Origin of the sequence: Rhodoplanes tepidamans, from assembly GCF_030813915.1 — a bacterium.
Classification (GTDB): domain Bacteria; phylum Pseudomonadota; class Alphaproteobacteria; order Rhizobiales; family Xanthobacteraceae; genus Rhodoplanes; species Rhodoplanes tepidamans.
The window spans coordinates 1-18,648 of the sequence record NZ_JAUSUJ010000014.1; the positions used below are offsets into that span (position 1 = coordinate 1).

An 18,648-nucleotide genomic window follows, 5' to 3' on the forward strand; every position below is an offset into this window, starting at 1 on the left:
GACGGCTTGTCGACGATCTTGCCGCCATAGGCCGCCAGCGGCTCCGCCTTCGACCGCGTCCGGTTCCAGATCGACACGTCGTGCCCGGACTTCACAAGCCGCTCGGCCATCGCGTAGCCCATGCGGCCCATGCCGATCCAGCCCACCTTCGGCGTGTTCTGCGACATCCTCGTGCTCTCCTCGTTGCGCCCTCGACCGGCGGTCGAAGCGTTGCTGGGGCGCCGCTCGCGTGACGCGCATCGCGTCCCGAAGAGCCCGATGCGTCGGCCGGCACCGCGTCTCGACGATCGCACCGCACGACCGCGCCGCAGCGTGTGCGCTGCAGCATCCATCGCCAGTGCAATCGTTTGCATTTGTCATTGCACGCCCCCCGGAGCTGTGTCAATCTTCCGGCGAGACGGGCAGCCTCGTGCCCGCATCCGCGCCTTCCGGGAGATCATCATGGACCAGCATCTGCGCGCCATCCGCGCCGAGGACATCGACCCGCGTCACGACTGGGGCCGCGCGCTGCCGGCGCTCGGGACCATGGGGGTGGACTTCGAGGAGCGCGTCGATTACCGCCGGCTCCACCGCTATCGTCTCGCCCGCGCCCGCCAGGCGCTGGAGGCCTCCGACCTCGGCGCGCTGCTCGTCTTCGACGTCAACAACATCCGCTATCTCACCTCGACCAAGATCGGCGAGTGGGAGCGCGACAAGCTCGCCCGCTGGGCGCTGCTCACCCGCACCGGCGATCCGATCGTGTGGGACTTCGGCTCCGCCGCCGTGCATCACAAGCTCTATTCGCCGTGGCTGAAGCCGGAGAACTGCCGGGCCGGCCTGGTCGGCCTGCGCGGCACCGTGAACCCCGCCTTCGGCCTGATGGAGCGGCATGCCAAGGAGATCGCCGCGCTCCTAAAGGAGGCCGGAGTCGCCGACATGCCGGTCGGCATGGACATCGTCGAGCCGCCGATGATGTTCGAGCTGCAGAAGGCCGGCGTCACCGTGGTCGACGGCCAGCAGGTGATGCTCGAGGCCCGCGAGGTGAAGTCGGCCGACGAGATCGCGCTCCTGAACCGCGCCGCCGCCATGGTGGACGGCGCCTATCAGGTCGTGTGGGACATGCTGCGGCCGGGCGTGCGCGAGAACGACGTCGTCGCCGAGGTGAACAAGTTCCTCTACACGCACGGCTCCGACGACGTCGAGGCGATCAACGCCATCTCGGGCGAGCGCTGCAATCCGCACCCGCACAACTTCACCGACCGCATGCTGCGGCCCGGCGACCAGGCGTTCTTCGACATCATCCAGGCCTTCATGGGCTATCGCACCTGCTACTACCGGACCTTCAACGTCGGCAGGGCGACGCCGGTGCAGCACGACGCCTACAAGCAGGCGCGCGAGTGGCTCGACAACGCCATCGCCCGCATCCGGCCGGGCGTGACGACGGCGCACATCTGCGAGGTGTTCCCCAAGGCCGACGAGTTCGGCTTCCCGGACGAGATGGCGGCCTTCGGCCTGCAGTTCGCGCACGGGCTCGGCCTCGCCCTGCACGAGCGGCCGATCATCTCGCGGGTCGTGTCGATGGACCACCCGACCGTGATCAAGGAGGGCATGGTGTTCGCGATCGAGACCTACTGCCCGGCCAAGGACGGCTACTCGGCCGCCCGCATCGAGGAGGAGGTCGTGGTGACGGCGAACGGCTGCCGGCTGATCACGCTCTTCCCGGCCGAAGAGCTGCCGATCGCCGGCCGGTGGTGAGGTACACGATGGCGAAGAAGACCGCGGAGGCGACCGTGCTCGACCGCAGCAACGACGACATCGGCGAGGCGGTGCGGCTCGAGCTCTACCGCAAGCAGCAGGTGATCCGGCAGGCGGAGCAGCGCGCCTACGACCTGTTCCTGCAGAACCTCGTCAAGGGCACGAGCCACCTGTCGCTCGGCCAGGAGGCGATCGCCGCCGCCTTCGGCACCGCGATGCGGCCCGGCGACCTCTCCTTCTGCACTTACCGGGGGCACGCCCACACGCTGGCGCGCGGCGTCTCGGTCGAGTCGGTGCTCGGCGAGCTGATGCAGCGCGACAACGGCCTGATGCGTGGCAAGGGCGGCTCGATGCATCTCACCTCGGTGGAGCACGGCGTGATGGGCTCCTACGCCATCATCGGCGCCCACCTGCCGATCGCCTGCGGGGCGGCGCTGACCGCCCAGTACAAGGGCACCGGCGACGTCGCCGTCTGCTTCTTCGGCGACGGCACCACCAATATCGGCGCCTTCCACGAGGCGCTGAACTTCGCGGCGATCTGGAAGCTGCCCGTCGTCTTCGTGTGCGAGAACAACCTCTACATGGAGTACACGGCGATCCACGAGGTGACGGCCGTGAAGCATCCGGCCGCCGACCGCGCGGCCGCTTACGGGCTCGAGCGCATCGTGGTCGACGGCAACGACGCCGACGCGGTCTACCGCACCGCGCAGGCGGCGTTCGCCAAGGCGCGCGCCGGCGACGGCCCGTCGCTGATCGAGTGCCTGACCTACCGGCACAGCGGCCACTCGCGCGCCGATCCCGCCAAGTACCGGCCCGAGGGCGAGCTCGAGCGCTGGAAGGAGCGCGATCCCATCAAGGTCTATCGCGAGCGCCTGAAGTCGTTCGGCATCGCCGAGAGCGTGATGACCAGTATCGACCAGGAGGTCGCCCGCATGGTCGATGCGGCGACCGAGGCCTGCAAGGCGGCCCCGATGCCGCCCGAGGACATCCTCTTCACCGACGTGTATGCCGATGGAGGCTGGGCATGGCGGAACTGACCTATCGCGACGCGGTCGCCCGCGGCATCGCCCAGGAGATGGCGCGCGACGACGACGTGATCTTCTTCGGCGAGGACGTCGCCAAGGCGGGCGGCGTGTTCAAGGCGACGGTCGGGCTGCTCGACCAGTTCGGGCCGATCCGCGTGCGCGACACGCCGATCTCCGAGCAGGCGATCCTCGGCGCCGCCATGGGCGCCGCGATGACGGGCCTGAAGCCGATCGCCGAGATCATGTTCTCGGACTTCCTGGCGGTGTGCTGGGACTACGTGGCGAACGAGTTCCCGAAGAGCCGCTACATGACGAACGGGCAGGTGAAGTGCCCGCTGGTCGTGCGCACCGGCAACGGTGCCGGCTCGCGCTTCGGCGCGCAGCACAGCCAGTCGGTCGAGAACTGGTGCATGATGATCCCGGGGCTGAAGGTGGTGGCGCCGTCGAGCCCGGCCGACGTGGTCGGGCTGCTCGCCGCGGCCGTGCGGGATCCCGACCCGGTGATCTTCTTCGAGCACAAGTCGCTCTACGCCGTGAAGGGCGAGGTGCCGGACGGCGAGATCGTCGACACGCTCGGCACCGCGAAGATTCTCCGCCCCGGCAAGGACGCGACCGTGCTGGCGCTCGCCCTGATGGTGCCCCGGGCGCTGGCCGCGGCCGAGACCCTCGCCGCCGAGCACGGCATCGAGGTCGAGGTGGTCGACGTGCGCTCGCTGGTGCCGCTCGACATGCAGACCATCCTCGGCTCGGTCGGGCGCACGCACCGGCTGTTCACCGTGGAGGAGAACCCGCGGCTGTGCGGCTGGGGCGCCGAGATCGTGTCGATCGCGGTCGAGGAGGCGTTCTACGACATGGACGGCCCGCCGGTGCGGATCACCACGCCGCACATCCCGCTGCCGGCCGCCGACGCGCTCGAGGACATGGTGCTGCCCACCCCGGCCCGTATCGTCGAGACGATCCGGCGGAGCCTGGGGAGCTAGCGCGTCGTCATTCCGGGGCGCCGCGCAGCGGCGAGCCCGGAATCCATACTCACGGACAGGGGTTATGGATTCCGGGCTCGCGGACCTGCGGTCCGCGCCCCGGGATGACCGGAAGAACTCGAGGACGAGACATGTACGACAATCTGATCGCCGGCGTTCCGACCGACCTGTGGATCGGGGGCGAGTGGAAGAAGGCCTCCGACGGGTCGCGCTTCGACGTGATCGATCCGGCGACCGAGGCCGTGATCACGAACGTCGCCAGCGGCACGGTCGAGGACGCCAAGGCGGCCGTCGAGGCGGCGGCCGCCGCCGGCGCCGAATGGGCGGCCAGGAAGCCGCGCGAGCGCGGCGAGATCCTGCGCCGCGCCTTCGAGCTGTTCACGGCGCAGAGCGAGCGCTTCGCCAAGCTGATCACGCTGGAGAACGGCAAGGCGATGCCGGACTCGCGCGGCGAGGTCGCCTATGCGGCGGAGTTCTTCCGCTGGTTCGCCGAGGAGGGCGTGCGCAATCTCGGCCAGCTCTACAACGCGCCCTCCTCCGGCGCCCGCATCATGGTGCAGCACCGCCCGGCCGGCGTCGCCTGCCTGGTCACGCCGTGGAACTATCCGGCCGCCATGGCGACCCGCAAGATCGCGCCGGCGCTCGCCGCCGGTTGCACCGTGGTGCTCAAGCCCGCCTCCGAGACGCCGCTCACCATGCTGGCGCTGATGCCGCTGCTCGCCGAGGCCGGCGTGCCGGCGGGCGTCGTCAACGTGGTGCCGTCGCGCCGCTCCGGTGCCGTCGTCTCGGCGATGCTGCACGACATGCGGGTGCGGGTCGTCTCCTTCACCGGCTCGACCGAGGTCGGCGTGAAGCTCTTGCGCGAGGCTGCCGACAACGTGGTGCGGCCGGCCATGGAGCTCGGCGGCAACGCGCCGTTCCTGGTGTTCGAGGACGCCGACATCGACGCCGCCGTCGAGGGCGCCATGATCGCCAAGATGCGCAACCAGGGCGAGGCCTGCACGGCGGCGAACCGCTTCTACGTCCACGAGGCCGTGCACGACGCCTTCGCCGCGAAGCTGACGGAGAAGATGGCGGCGCTGAAGATGGGCAACGGGCTCGACGAGTCGGTCGCGCTCGGCCCGCTGGTCAATGCCGACACCCGCGACAAGGTGCAGGAGCTGGTCGACGACGCCGTCGCCAAGGGCGCCAGGGTGACGGTCGGCGGCACGCGGCCGGACGGCAAGGGCTTCTTCTACCCGGCGACGGTGCTGACCCACATCTCCGACGACGCGAAGCTGCTGCGCGAGGAGATCTTCGGCCCGGTCGCGGCGCTGAAGACCTTCAAGACCGAGGACGAGGCGATCCGCGCGGCGAACGCCACCGAGTACGGCCTCGCCGCCTATCTCTACACCAAGGATCTCAGCCGCGGCCTGCGGGTCTCCGAGAAGCTCGACTTCGGCATGATCGGCCTCAATCGCGGCCTGATGTCGGATCCGGCGGCGCCGTTCGGCGGCATGAAGCAGTCCGGCCTCGGCCGCGAAGGCGCGCACGAGGGCCTGATGGAGTTTCTGGAGACCCAGTACGTCTCCGTGAACTGGTGATGCCGAGGGCCGGCGACGCGCCGGCTCTGCCTCTCCCCGCACGCGGGGAGAGGCGAGGGACAAGGCCGCCACGGCGGCAATCGTCTGCAGAGGTTGGGAACCACGATGGACATCCTGATGCCGCAGCTCGGCGAGACGGTCGCCGAAGGCAAGATCACCACCTGGTTCAAGCAGCCGGGCGACACGGTCGCGCCCGGCGACAATCTGTTCGAGATCGAGACCGACAAGGTGTCCATGGAGGTCCCGGCGATCGCCGGCGGCGTGCTCCAGGAGATCCGCGTTCCGGCCGGCACCGCCGCGCCGGTCGGCGCGATCGTCGCGATCCTCGCCGGCGACGGCGCCGCCACGTCCCCGGGGCCGACCACCGGCACGGCGGCGACCGGCGCGCCGCCGGCCAACACGGCCGCGGCCCCGGCGCCGGCCGCCCCGCCCTCCCCGGCACCGGCGCGCGCCGCCGTGTCGGCCGCGCCGGCCGTCGCGTCGTCGGTGCGCGGCGGCCCGCTCGATCCGTTCCACGCGGTGCGCACGCCGGACAAGAACTTCGGCCCGGCCCGGCTCGGCGGCGGCCGCACCATCACGCCGCTCGCCCGCCGCCTCGCCGCCGAAGCCGGCATCGACGTGTCGCGGATCGCCGCCACCGGCCCGCGCGGCCGCATCTTTGCGCGTGACGTGCAGACCGCGATGGCGAACGGCGTGGCGAGCGCCCCGGCGCCGGCGTCCGGCCCGACCGCCGATCGCGTCAAGGCCCTCTACGAGGCCGGCACCTACACCGAGACGCCGGCCGACAGCATGCGCAAGACCATCGCGGTCCGCCTGGTCGAGGCCAAGCAGACGGTCCCGCATTTCTACCTGACCGCCGAGGTGACGCTCGACCGGCTGCTGGCGCTCCGCCACGAGGCGAACGCCGCCGCCCCGCACGACGCCGACGGCAAGCCGGCCTGGCATCTCTCGCTCAACGACCTCGTCGTGCGCGCCCTCGCCCGCGCCCTCGTCCACGTGCCGGCCGCCAACGCCGTGTGGGCCGAGGACCGCATCCTGCGCTTCGATCGTGTCGACATCGGCATCGCGGTGGCGCTCGACGGCGGCCTCATCACCCCGGTGCTGCGCGACGCCGCGGCGAAGCCGATGAGCGTGGTCGCCGCCGAGGCGAAGGATCTGATCGCCCGCGGCCGCCTGAAGAAGCTCGAGCCGCGCGAGTACCAGGGCGGCGTCAGCACGGTGTCGAATCTCGGCATGTACGGCGTGAAGGAGTTCGCCGGGATCATCAACCCGCCGCAGTCGACGCTGCTCGCGGTCGGCGGCACCGAGCGGCGCCCGGTCGAGGCCGAAGGCGGCGGCGTGCGGTTCGAGACCCGCATGACCGTCACGCTCTCCTGCGACCATCGCGTCGTCGACGGGGCGCTGGGCGCCCGGCTCCTCTCCGCCTTCCGGCACGCCGTCGAGCACCCCACGGGGCTCCTGATGTAGCGCAGGTCTCGTCACCGCGCCCCCGACGGCGCGGGACCAATTCAATCAACAATCGACAACTGGAGGAACGGCTATGAGACTCTTCAAGACGGCGGCCCTCGCCGGCGCGGCACTGCTCGCTCTCGCGGCTCCGGCCCTGGCGCAGGGGTCCGCACAAGGCACCTGGCCGAACCAGATGGTGCGCATCGTCGTGCCGTTCTCGGCCGGCAGCGTCACCGACACGCTCGCCCGCATCATGACCGACAAGCTCGCCGAGATGTGGAAGCAGCAGGTGATCGTCGAGAACCGGCCGGGCCTGCCGGGCACCACCAGCGTCGCCAAGGGCCAGGCCGACGGCTACACGCTGATGCTCACCTCCAACGGCCACACCATCGCCAAGACGATCAACAAGAACATCAGCTTCGATCCGGTGGCGGACTTCGCCGGCGTGACCAAGATCGCCTCGGTGCCGATGGTCGCCGTGGTGCCGCCGGATCTGCCGGCCAAGACCCTCGCCGAGTTCCTGGCGCTCGCCAAGGAGAAGCCCGGCAAGCTCAACTTCTCGTCGGCCGGCCTCGCCTCGACCACGTTCCTCTCCGCCGAGGTGCTCAAGCAGGCCGCCAAGGTCGACATCCAGCACGTCCCCTACAAGGGCACGCCCGAAGCGACCACGGCGGTGATCCGCGGCGACGCGCAGCTCTATTTCACGCCGATCCCACTCGCCCAGGAGCTGACCGCCGGCAACAAGGTGCGGGCGATCGCGATCAACTCCAGCGCCCGCAGCGACCAGATGCCGAACATCCCCACCGTCAAGGAGACGGTGCCGTCCTACGACTACGATTCGTGGTTCGCCGTGCTGGCGCCGGCCGGCACCCCGAAGGACGTCCTCGCCAAGGCGAGCCGCGACATCGCGACGGTGCTGAAGATGCCGGACGTGGTCGAGAAGCTGAAGCAGCAGGGCGCCGTGCCGGCTCCGACGTCGCCCGAGGCGCTCGATGCGCAGATCAAGCGCGAGGTCGAGCTCTACGCCAAGATGCTGCAGGAGGCCGGCGTCACCGCGAAGTGACGCGCGCTCCGAGCTGCGCCGAGCGGGCGGTCCGTGCGCGGGCCGCCCGTTTCGTTTCGGCGAGGGTCCGGCCGACCGGCTCCGGGACCGCCCTCGCGTCGCGCATCAGCGCGCGGCGGCGAGCCGGCGACGGGTGCGGGGCGGCGCCTTCGAGGCCACCTGCTGGGTCGAGCCGCGGACGACGAGCTCGACCGGCAGCACGATGCGGGCGGGCTTGCCGCGGCGTCCCGGGCCGGTCTCGATCGCGTCGAGGAGCAGCCGCGCCGCCTCCCAGCCCGCCTTGTACTGCTGGACCCGGACCGTGGTGAGCGCCGGAACGAAGCGGCCCGCATAGGGCATGTCGTTGAAGCCGGTGACCGAGACGTCGTCGGGGCAGCGCAGCCCGTAGCGCTTCAGCACGTCGATGACGCCGACCGCGAGGCGGTCGTTGGCGCACAGGATCGCCGTGAAGTCGCTGGTGCGGGCGAGCAGCGTCTCGGCGCAGCGCTCGCCCTCCTGCTCGTTGAACCCGTCGGCGAAGACCACGAGCCGCTTGTCGAGCGGCAGCTTCATCTCCCGCCGGTGCCGCTCGAACGCCTCCCAGCGGCTGTAGCCGGTCGAGATCGTGCGCGGGCCGGCGATGTTGGCGATCCGCCGATGGCCGAGCGACACCAGATGGGTCAGCGCGTGGCGGATGCCGCAGTTCTCGTCGAAGACGACGCAGGGCGCGACCGGCTTCGTCGTCTCGCGGAACACGGTGACGACCGGCACGTCGCCGATGCGCGGGATCAGCTTGTCCTCGTAGCGGCTGCTGGCGAGCGCCAGCCCGTCGACCGAGCGCGCCAGCATCGAGGCGACCACCTCGGCCTCGCGCGCCTCGTCGCCGTCCGTGTTGGCGAGCACCACGGCGTAGCCGCGCTCGCTCAGCACGTCCTCGACGCCGCGGATCATCGGCGGGAACACCGGGTCGGTGATGTCGGGAACGACGATGCCGATGGTGCGCGAGCGGTTGGTGCGCAGCGAGGCGCCGGCCGCGTTGGGGCGGAAGCCGAGCTTCGCCGCGACCTCGCCGACCTTGGCGACGATCTCGGGCGAGATCAGGTGGCAGGTCTTGGGATCGAGCGCGCGCGACACCGTCGACACGTGGACGCCGACGATCCCGGCGATGTCGCTCATGGTCGGACGGCTGCGCATGTCCCCCGGCTCGCCGCGCTCGCTGACGGTGGTCGTGATCTCGGACCACGACTGTATGGGCCCGCGAGGACCGGCGCAATGCAAAGGTTTGCATTGGGCCGGCCCGCCCGGCCGCGGCCGCGGCCGCGGCCGCGGCTCAGCGGCGGGCGGCGCGCGCTCCGGCCGGCTCGGCCGCGGCGGCCGGCGTCTCCTCGGGCAGCGGCGTGAGGCCGCCGAGGCCCTTGCGGTAGATGGCCCAGTAGACGAAGCCGACGAAGCCGGCGCCGCCGACGATGTTGCCCAGCGTCGCCGGCACGATGTTGTGGACGATGCCGGAGAGCGTGACGACCGAGGCGTCGATGCCGGCCGGGACGTGGTCGGTCACCACCAGCACCCAGGCGAGCGGCAGGAAGTACATGTTGGCGATGCAGTGCTCGAAGCCGGCGGCGACGAAGCAGGCCACCGGCAGCACCATGCCGGCCATCTTGTCGGCCACCGAGCGGCCCGCATAGGCGAGCCACACGCCGAGGCAGACGAGGATGTTGCAGAGCACGCCCTTGAAGAAGATGGTCGTCATGTCGGGCTGGATCTTGCTCACCGCGAGCTTGACCGCCGCCGCCGCGATGATGCCGCCGTTCATGTCGGGATGGTGCGCCATCACGACCAGGAAGACGAGGCCGAGGGCTCCGACCAGATTGCCGAGCCAGACGATCGTCCAGTTCCTGATCACCTCGGCGGTTCGGATCTGGCCGTTCCACCACGCCATCACGATCAGGCAGTTGCCGGTGAACAGCTCGGCGCCGCCGATCATCACCAGCGCGAGGCCGAGCGAGAACACCAGGCCGCCGAGAAAACGCTGCAGGGCGAAGCCGAGCGTCGGATCGGCCAGGATGATGGTGAAGAACATTCCGCCGAGCCCGATCGAGCCGCCCGCGACCATCGACAGCATCGCGCTCGGCAGCAGAGGCATGCGGGCCTTCTTGACCCCGAGCTTCTCGACCTTGTCCTGGATCTCGGCCGGCGAGTAGGCGTCCGAGCCGAAAATGTCCGTCCTGTGCGCCTGGGGGTTCGCCGCCATCGCTCGTCTCCTGAAGGTGTAGTCACGTCGACGAGCTGGTCCGCTCGGGGCAGTTGCGTTCCAGCCCCCTCCAGGGAGCGTCGTGCTCACGGCCTTTCGTGGTCGACCCGGTGACGCGGTCGGCGGAGCCATAGCAGGGCGCGGCCGGCAGGACGATCGGGAGTGCCTCGAATAATGGGCGCCCGAAACGCATGGCGGACATTTCGGAGCGGCGCAGCCAGCCGCCGGCGCCGCGATCCACAACCTGGGATCACGTCGGACGAAGAGTTCGCCTCGAATTGCAGGCCACGAGGGCGCCGGGCGGTCAGCCGAGCCGGAAGCGCAGCGTGTTGTAGTCGAGCGTGCCGGGCAGGCGCAGCGGGTCGAGCCGGGCCGGATCGGCGAGCGCGACCGCGCCTCGCGTCAGGATCGTCGCGATCACGGCGCTCGCCACCATGGGCACCAGCCGGACCGCCGGGCAGACCGCCGGGCCGCCGCTGAACGGCATCAGCGGCCAGCCGTCGCCGGGGGCGTCCGCCAGCCACAGGTCGGGCGTGAACCGATGGGCCCAGGACAGCGTCTCGTCGTCGCGATGGAAGTACGGCGCGAAGATCAGGAGGCTGGTGTTCTTCGGCAGCACCGTGCCGGCGAGCGCCACGTCGCGCGTGGTCTCGCGCAGGATCGCCGGCGTGGTCGGCCACAGCCGCAGCGATTCGAGCACCACGGCGCGCCCGCGCGGCAGGTCGGCGCGGCCGTCCGGACCGGCGGCGGCGATCTCGTCCTGCACGCGCCGCATCTCGGCCGGATGGGCGGCGAGCAGGGCCAGCGCCCGCATGGTCGCGATCGCCCCGGCGTCGAAGGCGAACAGGTACTGCGTCGTCTGGTCGGCCGGCGCGGCGGCGGCCGCCGCCGGGATCGCCGCGATCATGCCGGCGAGGCTGTCCGGGGCGGCGCGGGCGAGATGGCCGTCCAGACGCGCGTGGAAGCGCCGCCGCAGCCGCGACCGGCCGGGATGCAGGAAGGCCCAGTTGGCGGCACCGCGCAGCCGCGCCAGCATGTCGGTGAGTTCGCCGTCGTCGGCCGCGCCCTCGCCGAGCACGATACGCCGGACGAGACGCTGCCACATGGCCGTGAAGGCGCCCCAGGTCAGCGTCCCACCGGCCTGCGCGAGCAGCGCCCCGGTCTCCTCGTCGATCGCCCGCAGGAACGCGCCGGCGAGCCGATGCACCGGGCAGCCGGTCTCCAGCACCTGCTCGTTGAAGCGCCGCCGGACGCCACGCTCGGCGCCCTCCGAGATCAGCGAGACGTCGGGCTCCATGTGGGCGAGCGCGCTGCGCTTCTCGGCCGTGGCCGGCGAGAACGGCTCGGGCGCCCCGTTCAGGATGGCGACGACGTCGTGTGGCGACAGCACCAGCACGTGTCGGCGGATCGGGATGGCGAGCCGAAGCAGGCCGGTGCCGTAGGTGGCGCGCAGGCGCTGCATCCGCCGCACGGCGCGGTCGTCGAGGCCGAGCGCCTCGGCCGCGCCGACCACCCGGGGCCGGCGAATGATGACGCCCTTGCCGAGCGTCGGAATCACCACGTCGGCGAGCACGGCGAGCGTATCCGCCAGGCTGGCCATGGTCGGGGCCGCGTCGGCCTGGGGCGGCCGCGAGGTGGCGTGCTGAAGCATGTCGGGTCCCTGGCGTTCGGCGGAGCGCTCCGGGGCAGCCGGGCGGATGCGCGGAGCCGGCGGCGGCAGGCCCGCCCTCACGGAGCCAACGCCGCACCGGCGTCCGGGTTTCGGACACCGAAGCCCGCGGCCGAGAAACCGCACCCGCTCCGCGCCGCGATAACCGCGGGATATGGCGCGCATCGCCGATTGTATTTCGCCGGCCGGCGCCGCGCCGGCATCATCCGGCCGTCACGTCATCGGTGCCGGCGGCCCGCCGCCGGCGCCCATCATCGAGCCAGCCATGCCAGAGACACCCCGAGCCCGGTCCGGCAAGCGCCCCGTCGTCGTCACCTGCGCCATCACGGGCGGCGGCGACACGGTCGGCAAGCATCCCGCCATTCCGGTCACGCCCGAGCAGATCGCCGTCTCCTCGCTCGAGGCCGCGCGCGCCGGCGCCGCCATCGTCCACATCCATGTGCGCGATCCCGCCACCGGCAAGCCGAGCAGCAGGCTGGAGCACTATGCCGAGGTGGTCGAGCGCATCCGGGCCGAGAACCGCGACGTCGTCGTCAACCTGACGACCGGCGCCGGCGCCCGCTTCATCCCGTCCGACGCCGATCCGAAGATCGGCGGCCCCGGCACCACGCTGGCGAGCCCGGAGGCGCGGGTGCGCCACATCGAGGCGCTGAAGCCGGAGATCTGCACGCTCGACATCACGACGATGAATTTCGGCGAGTTCGTCTTCGTCAACACGCCGGCGCATCTGCGCGTCATGGCGAAGTGCGTGCGCGCCGCCGGCGCGACCGCCGAGCTCGAATGCTTCGACACCGGCAACATCCGCCTGGCGCTGCGGCTGATCGAGGAGGGCGTGCTCGCCTCCCCCGCCATGTTCCAGATCTGCCTCGGCATCCCGTGGGGCGCGCCCGCGACCGTCGAGGCCCTGCTGATGATGCGCGACATGCTGCCGAAGGACGCGTTCTGGACCGGCTTCGCCATCGGGCCGCAGGAGTTCCCGATGGTCGCCCAGGCCGTGCTGCTCGGCGGACACGTCCGGGTCGGGCTGGAGGACAATCTCTACATCGAGAAGGGCGTGCTGGCGCCGAGCAACGCCGCGCTGGTCGAGAAGGCGGTGCGGATCGTCGAGGCGCTCGACGCCCGTCCGGCGACGCCCGACGAGACCCGCGAGCTGCTCGGAATTCCGCGATCCGCCCAGCCCGCCTGAGCGGTCGCCGTCACACCCGGTCGAGCTCCGCCGGGCCGAGCTCCGCGGCATCGAGATCCGGCGGCGCGAACGACGCGCGCAGCATGGCACAGAACGCCTTGACGACCGGGATCGGCGTCTTGGTGCGCCGATAGGCGATGCCGGCCGAGAACTCCCACAGGGTGCCGTGGATGGCGAGCCGCACGAGGCCGAACGATTCCATGTAGGGCAGCATCACGGTCGGCAGGTTGACGATGTAGTCGCCGGCCTGCAGCAGCGACAGGATGCTGGCGATCGACGAGGTCTCGACCGCCACCTTGGGCGGCGCCAGCTCGTTGGCCGCGAAGAACGAGTTCACCCGGCTCGAGCCGACATAGTCGTTGGCGAGCGCGATCCACGGATAGGCGAGCAGGTCGGCGGCGGCGATGTCGTCGCGCCGCGCCAGCGGATGGCGGGCGCTCGCGGCCAGCATGTGGTGGATCTCGGTGAGGTGCTCCTTCACGATCTCCGGATGGCTCGGATAGTCGAGGGTCGAGCAGACGAGATCGAGCTCGCCGCCGAGCAGCGCCGGCACCAGCGTGTCGATCACGCCGGTGCGCATCGTCACCTTCACGTTGGGCTGCTGCTTCTGGAACTTGGCGATGACGGGCGGCAGCAGCCGCAGCATCCACACCGGCCCGGCGCCGATCCGGATGTGCCCGCCGCTGCCGCCGGTGATCGCCTGGATCTCGCCGAGCGCGTGCTGGTACTCCAGCGCCATCAGGCGCACGCGGCGCGCCAGGATCTCGCCATAGGGGGTCGGCACCACGCCGTTGGGGCGCCGCTCGAACAGAGGCACGCCGAGGCTCGTCTCGAGCTGGTGGATGCTCTTGGTGAGGGCCGGCTGGCTGATGTGCACGGCCTCGGCGGCCGCGCTGATGCGGCCGTGATCGAGAACGGCCAGGAAGTGCCGCAGGAGACGAGAATGCATCGTGCGCGATCCTGCCCGCCGGCCGGCCGGCGCGAGGCCGTCCGGGACGGCACGCGTCGGGCGAGACCCCGGTGGACCCGACCGCTTTGGCACGATCGACCGTCTCCTGCAAGACCGGCAGGTTCCCGACCCGGCCGACCGCCGCGCGGCCGGCCCTCCCGGGCCGGGCGGCCCCGGCTCAGCCCTTGAGCAGCGCCGGGAGCCACAGCGCGAGGTCGGGGAACGCCGTCAGGAGGGCGAGGACCAGCATGTCGGCGATCACGAACGGCATGATGGTCCAGTAGAGCCGGCGCAGCGGGATGTCGGGCCGCATCGCGTTGATGATCAGGATCACCAGCCCGATCGGCGGGATGATCAGCCCGAGCTCGACGATGATCACGTTGACGATGCCCCACCACACCGGATCGTAGCCGAGATGCAGGATGATCGGCAGGGCGAAGGGCAGCGTGACGATCATCGCCGCGAGCTCGTCGAAGACCGAGCCGAGGACCAGATAGACACACAGCATCAGCACGATGACGCCGACCGGCGGCAGCTCGACCTCGCCGACCAGCTTGATGAGCTGCTCGGGGATCATCGGCAGGCTGATGAAGTAGGTGAAGACCGACGAGCCGATCAGGATGAAGTAGATCATGCCGGCCGTCGCGGCGGTGTCGCGCATGCCGGTGACGAAGTTCTCGACCGTGATGGTGCGGCGGAGCGCGGCGAAGGCGAACGACACCACGGCGGCGACCGAGGCCGCCTCGTTGACCGTGAAGATGCCGCTGTAGAGGCCGGTGAAGATGGTGCCGATCAGCAGCACGGCCGGCGCCGCCCGCACGAGCGCGGCGCGCCGCTCGGCCGCCGGCATCCGCTCGGAGACCGGCGCCAGCGACGGGGTGAAGCGCACCAGCAGCGTGATCGCCATGACGTTCGCCGTGATGGTGATCAGGGCGGGCACGACGGCGGCGATGAACACGTCGAAGATGTAGGCGCGCGCCACCACGCAGTAGATGATCATGCTGAGCGAGGGCGGGATCAGCGCCTTCATGGCGCCGCCGGCCGCGATGGTGGCGCCCGAGAAGCTCGACGCGTAGCCGCGGGCCAGCATCTCGGGCAGCGCGACGCGCGTGAAGGTGGCGACCGTCGCCGGCGACGAGCCGCAGATCGCCCCGAACGCGGCGCTGCCTCCGATGGTCGCGTAGGCGAGGCCGCCCCGCCGGTGGCCCAGCACGGCCGCGGCGGCGCCGTAGAGATCCTTGGAGAAGCCGGAGACGTTGACGAACGCCCCCATGATCAGGAACAGCGGGACCGCGGTGAGGTCCATGCTGCTCAGCACCTGGGCCGGCTCGGTGGCCAGGAAGGTGAGCGCCGGCCCCCAGCTGGTCTGCAGCGCGAAGGCGACGATGCCGACCGCGATCATCGCGAAGGCGAGCGGGACGTGCAGCGCGACCAGGACGAACAGGGCGATCAGGCCGGCGATGCCGATTTGAGTCGGGGTCACGCGGGTGTCTCCGTCTCGACGGTGTCGCGGGTGCCGCGCGCCCGACCGACCAGCACCACCAGCTGCACCAGGACGCCGACCCACAGGATGCCGTCGACCGCGAACCAGAACGGCGCCTTCGGCACCTCGAGCATCCAGGTCACCTCGCCGGCCCGCATCGCCTTGTCGGCGTGCAGCCAGAACTGCCAGGCCATGCCGATCATGACGACCTCGACCACCAGGGCGGCGACGCCGTCGACGACCCGCAGGGCGAGCCGCGGGAGCACCCGGCCGAGCGCCCGCAGCACGATGTTGCTTTCGCGCAGGAGCGCGATCGGCAGGCAGGCCGCGCCGGCGATCGCCGCGACCATGTCGCCGAGCTCGCGGACGAAATCCAGCGGGGTGTTGGCGAAGGCCCGCAGGAGCCCGTCCAGCATCGTGAACGTCGCCAGGATCAGGAGCAGGGTGAGGCCGAGCACGGCGAGGCCGTTCGCGACGGCGCCCGCCACCTGTTCGATCCTGGCCATGATCACTTCGCCCGGATCTGGGTCAGGATCTCGCGGGCCTTCGCCAGGACCTTGGCGTTGTTCGGATCCTTGGCGGCCCAGGCGGCCGTGACCTTCTCGTAGGGCGCCTTGATGGCGGCGAGGTCGGCGGCCGAGGGCATGACCACGGTGCGCTTCGCGTCGGCCTTGAAGCGGGCGATGATCTCGGCGTTATGGGCGAGCAGCGCCTTGACGTAGAGATCGTTGATCCAGGCCCCCGAATACTTGTCGAGCACGGCCTTCGCCTCGGCCGGCAGCGCCTCGTACCTGGCGCGGTTCATCACCACGCCGAGCGGGCCGGCGCCGAGATCGAGCAGATAGCTGTGGCTGGTCACCCGGTCGACGCCGAAGTCGATGACGGCCGCCGGCACCAGGGTCGCGGCGTCGACGGTGCCGCGCCCGATCGCCTCGACGATCTCGTTCGGCGGCATCAGCACCGGCACCATGCCGAGCTCCTTCACGGTCTGGCCGACGATCGGCCCGACGATGCGCACCTTCATGCCCTTGAGATCGGCGTTGGAGCGGATCGGCCGTCGCGAATAGAGGTTGTAGTTCGCGTTCATGAACGAGCCGATGACGTGATAGTCGCCATAGCCGCGCAGGCTGTTCGACTTGACGAGCTCGGCATAGAGCTTCGTGCCCTCGCCGAGATCCTTCAGCAGGCCCGGCAGCTCGAACACCTGGTCGTCCGGGAAGCGGCCAGGCACCAAGCTCGGATTGATGAAGGCAATGTCGGCGACGCCGTCGAGCACCAGCTGCGGCTGTGCCGGCAGGCTCTTGCCGAGCGCGCCGTTCGGATAGGCGTCGATCTTCACGGCGCCGCTCGGATCCGCGTTGACGGCGTCGACCCACGGCTTGATCACCTTGGCGTAGTTCACCTCGGTGTCGTTGGAGAAGAAGGACAGCTTGAGGGTGACGGGCTCGGCGAGCGCCGGCCCGGCGGCGAGCGCCATCACGGCCCCCAGAAACGCCGCGAAACATTTCGTCATCTGGTCTCTCCCTTGCGTCCTGCCGGTTCACCCGGCGGCTTTCGTGTCGACACCGACGGGCTCCTCGCCCTTCGTCTCGTCCGGCCCGCGCGCCGCCGCGAGCAGCGCGGCGTCGAGCCGGTTCTCCAGTTCCGCGCGTTGCTCCGGCGTCCAGCTGCGGAAGCCGCGGCCGACCGCGGCGCCGGTCTCGCCGGCCGCGACCTTGTCGACGAGCAGCCGTTGCGGCGCGCGACTGCAGTCGAGATCCGACAGCAGCACGGAATGGATGGCCAGCGTCAAGCCGAGACCGAGCATGTCGGACTGCTCGAGCGGTCCCATCAGGCCGAGGCGCGCGCCGAAGCTGTTCCTGACGACGAAATCCACCGTCTCGGCGTCGCAGACGCCGTTCTCGACCAGCGCGATCGCCTCGCGCTTGAGCGCGTGCTGCAGGCGGTTGCCGATGAAGCCCGGCACATCCTTGCGGACGTGGACGGGCTTCTGGCCGACCTCGGCGAGCAGCGCCATGGCGGGCGCGATCACGGCCGGATCGGTGCGCTCGGCCTGCACCACCTCGACGAGCCGCACCGCGTAGGGCGGATTCCAGAAATGCATGCCGAGCGCACGGCCGGGCCGGCCGACCTCGGCCGCCACCCGCGACACCGGGATGACCGAGGTGTTGGTGGCGAGGATGACGTCCGGCCCGCAGCGCGCGTCGAGCTCGCGGAAGATGCTCTGCTTGAGCTCGACCTTTTCCGGCGCCGCCTCGATCACCAGCACGCAGCCGGCGATCGCGTCCGGCAGCGCGGCGTGGAACGACACGCGGTCCGCCACCGCGGCCGGCTGGCCGCGGCGCGCCGTGATGCCGGCGAGCCGCTCCGGCGCCGCGGCGAGCGCCGCCGCGACCGGATCGATCAGGTGGACCCGGAACCCGCCGGCCGCGAAGATCTGGGCGATGCCGACGCCCATGCGGCCGGCACCGACCACGCCGACGGCGCGGTCACCCGGCCGTGTAGCCGCCGTCGACATACATCACCTGTCCCGTGCAGAAGTCCGATGCGGGCGAGAGGAGGTAGAGCGCCATGCCGACAAGGTCCTCGGCCTCGCCGAGCCGGCCGAGCGGGATGCGCGACAGCGACCGCTTCTTGGTCGCCTGGCCGAGCTCGTCGTCGCCGAACATCCAGGCGGTGAGCTTGGAGCGGAAGACGGTCGGCGCGATGGCGTTGACGGTGATGCCGTACTTGGCCCACTCGGTGGCGAGCACCCGGGTGAGCGCGTCGGTGGCGCCCTTGGAGGTGCAGTAGGCCGTGTAGCCCGAGACGTTGCCGTGGCGGCCGCGCACCGAGGACATCAGCAGCACCTTGCCCTTCACCTGCTTCTCGATGAAGTGGGTGCCGACCGCCTTGGCCATGAACCAGGCGCCGCGGACATTGGCGTCCATCACCTTCTGCCAGTCCTCGTAGGCCATCTCGTGGATGAAGCCGGCCTTGTTGTAGCCCGACGCGATGACCAGCTGGTCGACGCGGCCGAAGGCGGCGAGCGCCGCGTCGAGCATGGCCTGCGCGTCCTCCAGCGTGTCGGGCCGGCGCGGCACCGTGATGCAGCGCCCGCCGCCCAGGCTCTCGACCTCGGCCGCGACCTCGGCGAGCTCCTTCACGGAGCCGCCGGCGAGCGTGACGTCGACGTCGAGCGCGGCGAGCATCAGCGCGGTGGCGCGGCCGAAGGCCCCGGTGGCGCCGGTGACGATCGCGGACTTTCCCCGGACGTCGAACAGGGACAGTGGATTGCGGAGCGGTTCGGAGATCATG

Annotated in this window: 17 protein-coding genes; 7 read left to right on the forward strand and 10 right to left on the reverse strand. The window is 70.9% G+C overall.

Annotation, left to right across the window (positions count from 1 at the left end; translation table 11 throughout):
- The coding region (locus tag J2S22_RS17015) for an NAD(P)-binding domain-containing protein (RefSeq protein WP_307155856.1) at positions 1-167 on the reverse strand (167 nt) is incomplete at its 3' end.
- A 274-nt stretch (positions 168-441) separates the two neighbouring features.
- On the opposite strand from J2S22_RS17015, the gene J2S22_RS17020 reads away from it, so the two are divergent.
- From J2S22_RS17020 to J2S22_RS17045, 6 genes are all read left to right on the forward strand, one after another.
- A complete protein-coding gene (locus J2S22_RS17020; protein WP_272775862.1) occupies positions 442-1,734 on the forward strand; it encodes a M24 family metallopeptidase in 1,293 nt (430 codons plus the stop codon).
- Positions 1,735-1,742: 8 nt separating this feature from the next.
- On the forward strand, positions 1,743-2,771 hold the full coding sequence (locus J2S22_RS17025) for a thiamine pyrophosphate-dependent dehydrogenase E1 component subunit alpha (protein WP_272775863.1): 1,029 nt from the start codon (positions 1,743-1,745) through the stop codon (positions 2,769-2,771).
- Positions 2,759-3,739 (forward strand): alpha-ketoacid dehydrogenase subunit beta, encoded by a 981-nt coding sequence (locus J2S22_RS17030; protein WP_272775864.1) that lies wholly within the window; start codon positions 2,759-2,761, stop codon positions 3,737-3,739. The genes J2S22_RS17025 and J2S22_RS17030 overlap by 13 nt, the downstream gene beginning before the upstream one ends.
- 131 nt (positions 3,740-3,870) lie before the next feature.
- On the forward strand, positions 3,871-5,322 hold the full coding sequence (locus J2S22_RS17035; protein ID WP_272775865.1) for an NAD-dependent succinate-semialdehyde dehydrogenase: 1,452 nt from the start codon (positions 3,871-3,873) through the stop codon (positions 5,320-5,322).
- Between the two features lie 105 nt (positions 5,323-5,427).
- A complete protein-coding gene (locus J2S22_RS17040) occupies positions 5,428-6,789 on the forward strand; it encodes a dihydrolipoamide acetyltransferase family protein (RefSeq protein WP_272775866.1) in 1,362 nt (453 codons plus the stop codon).
- Positions 6,790-6,862: 73 nt separating this feature from the next.
- Positions 6,863-7,834: a Bug family tripartite tricarboxylate transporter substrate binding protein gene (locus tag J2S22_RS17045; RefSeq protein ID WP_272775867.1), complete on the forward strand. Its 972-nt coding sequence runs from the start codon at positions 6,863-6,865 to the stop codon at positions 7,832-7,834.
- 105 nt (positions 7,835-7,939) lie between these two features.
- Here the strand turns inward: J2S22_RS17045 and J2S22_RS17050 are convergent, their stop codons facing one another.
- The 3 genes from J2S22_RS17050 to J2S22_RS17060 all read right to left on the reverse strand — a co-directional run bounded on the left by J2S22_RS17050 (position 7,940) and on the right by J2S22_RS17060 (position 11,715).
- A complete protein-coding gene (locus J2S22_RS17050) occupies positions 7,940-9,007 on the reverse strand; it encodes a LacI family DNA-binding transcriptional regulator (protein ID WP_272775868.1) in 1,068 nt (355 codons plus the stop codon).
- Between the two features lie 136 nt (positions 9,008-9,143).
- Complete coding sequence (locus J2S22_RS17055) at positions 9,144-10,064, reverse strand: formate/nitrite transporter family protein (RefSeq protein ID WP_272775869.1); 921 nt, start codon at positions 10,062-10,064, stop codon at positions 9,144-9,146.
- 304 nt (positions 10,065-10,368) lie between these two features.
- Positions 10,369-11,715 carry a cytochrome P450 gene (locus tag J2S22_RS17060; RefSeq protein ID WP_272775870.1) on the reverse strand — a complete coding sequence of 449 codons (1,347 nt, stop codon included), beginning with the start codon at positions 11,713-11,715 and terminating at the stop codon, positions 10,369-10,371.
- Between the two features lie 283 nt (positions 11,716-11,998).
- On the opposite strand from J2S22_RS17060, the gene J2S22_RS17065 reads away from it, so the two are divergent.
- A complete protein-coding gene (locus J2S22_RS17065) occupies positions 11,999-12,919 on the forward strand; it encodes a beta-keto acid cleavage family enzyme (RefSeq protein ID WP_272775871.1) in 921 nt (306 codons plus the stop codon).
- A gap of 10 nt (positions 12,920-12,929) precedes the next feature.
- Here the strand turns inward: J2S22_RS17065 and J2S22_RS17070 are convergent, their stop codons facing one another.
- The 6 genes from J2S22_RS17070 to J2S22_RS17095 form a co-directional block, all read right to left on the reverse strand.
- Positions 12,930-13,868 (reverse strand): LysR family transcriptional regulator, encoded by a 939-nt coding sequence (locus tag J2S22_RS17070; protein WP_272775872.1) that lies wholly within the window; start codon positions 13,866-13,868, stop codon positions 12,930-12,932.
- Positions 13,869-14,046: 178 nt separating this feature from the next.
- The gene (locus J2S22_RS17075) at positions 14,047-15,351 is read right to left on the reverse strand and encodes a TRAP transporter large permease (protein ID WP_272775873.1); all 1,305 of its coding nucleotides are present in this window, start codon (positions 15,349-15,351) and stop codon (positions 14,047-14,049) included.
- Positions 15,348-15,857 carry a TRAP transporter small permease gene (locus J2S22_RS17080; RefSeq protein WP_272775874.1) on the reverse strand — a complete coding sequence of 170 codons (510 nt, stop codon included), beginning with the start codon at positions 15,855-15,857 and terminating at the stop codon, positions 15,348-15,350. The genes J2S22_RS17075 and J2S22_RS17080 overlap by 4 nt, the downstream gene beginning before the upstream one ends.
- Positions 15,858-15,859: 2 nt before the next feature.
- The gene (gene dctP, locus J2S22_RS17085; RefSeq protein ID WP_272775875.1) at positions 15,860-16,864 is read right to left on the reverse strand and encodes a TRAP transporter substrate-binding protein DctP; all 1,005 of its coding nucleotides are present in this window, start codon (positions 16,862-16,864) and stop codon (positions 15,860-15,862) included.
- Between the two features lie 27 nt (positions 16,865-16,891).
- Positions 16,892-17,869: a 3-hydroxyacyl-CoA dehydrogenase family protein gene (locus J2S22_RS17090; protein WP_272775876.1), complete on the reverse strand. Its 978-nt coding sequence runs from the start codon at positions 17,867-17,869 to the stop codon at positions 16,892-16,894.
- Positions 17,841-18,647, reverse strand: coding sequence for an SDR family NAD(P)-dependent oxidoreductase (locus J2S22_RS17095; protein WP_272775877.1), 807 nt, complete (start codon positions 18,645-18,647; stop codon positions 17,841-17,843). The genes J2S22_RS17090 and J2S22_RS17095 overlap by 29 nt, the downstream gene beginning before the upstream one ends.
- Position 18,648 lies beyond the last annotated feature (1 nt).

What these genes read in the sequence shown, in the direction of transcription:
- J2S22_RS17020 (WP_272775862.1), top strand. Translation starts at nt 442, where the DNA reads ATGGACCAGCATCTGCGCGCCATCCGCGCCGAGGACATCGACCCGCGT.
- J2S22_RS17025 (WP_272775863.1), top strand. Translation starts at nt 1,743, where the DNA reads ATGGCGAAGAAGACCGCGGAGGCGACCGTGCTCGACCGCAGCAACGAC.
- J2S22_RS17030 (WP_272775864.1), top strand. Translation starts at nt 2,759, where the DNA reads ATGGCGGAACTGACCTATCGCGACGCGGTCGCCCGCGGCATCGCCCAG.
- J2S22_RS17035 (WP_272775865.1), top strand. Translation starts at nt 3,871, where the DNA reads ATGTACGACAATCTGATCGCCGGCGTTCCGACCGACCTGTGGATCGGG.
- J2S22_RS17040 (WP_272775866.1), top strand. Translation starts at nt 5,428, where the DNA reads ATGGACATCCTGATGCCGCAGCTCGGCGAGACGGTCGCCGAAGGCAAG.
- J2S22_RS17045 (WP_272775867.1), top strand. Translation starts at nt 6,863, where the DNA reads ATGAGACTCTTCAAGACGGCGGCCCTCGCCGGCGCGGCACTGCTCGCT.
- J2S22_RS17050 (WP_272775868.1), bottom strand. Translation starts at nt 9,007, where the DNA reads ATGCGCAGCCGTCCGACCATGAGCGACATCGCCGGGATCGTCGGCGTC.
- J2S22_RS17055 (WP_272775869.1), bottom strand. Translation starts at nt 10,064, where the DNA reads ATGGCGGCGAACCCCCAGGCGCACAGGACGGACATTTTCGGCTCGGAC.
- J2S22_RS17060 (WP_272775870.1), bottom strand. Translation starts at nt 11,715, where the DNA reads ATGCTTCAGCACGCCACCTCGCGGCCGCCCCAGGCCGACGCGGCCCCG.
- J2S22_RS17065 (WP_272775871.1), top strand. Translation starts at nt 11,999, where the DNA reads ATGCCAGAGACACCCCGAGCCCGGTCCGGCAAGCGCCCCGTCGTCGTC.
- J2S22_RS17070 (WP_272775872.1), bottom strand. Translation starts at nt 13,868, where the DNA reads ATGCATTCTCGTCTCCTGCGGCACTTCCTGGCCGTTCTCGATCACGGC.
- J2S22_RS17080 (WP_272775874.1), bottom strand. Translation starts at nt 15,857, where the DNA reads ATGGCCAGGATCGAACAGGTGGCGGGCGCCGTCGCGAACGGCCTCGCC.
- dctP (WP_272775875.1), bottom strand. Translation starts at nt 16,864, where the DNA reads ATGACGAAATGTTTCGCGGCGTTTCTGGGGGCCGTGATGGCGCTCGCC.
- J2S22_RS17090 (WP_272775876.1), bottom strand. Translation starts at nt 17,869, where the DNA reads ATGTCGACGGCGGCTACACGGCCGGGTGACCGCGCCGTCGGCGTGGTC.
- J2S22_RS17095 (WP_272775877.1), bottom strand. Translation starts at nt 18,647, where the DNA reads ATGATCTCCGAACCGCTCCGCAATCCACTGTCCCTGTTCGACGTCCGG.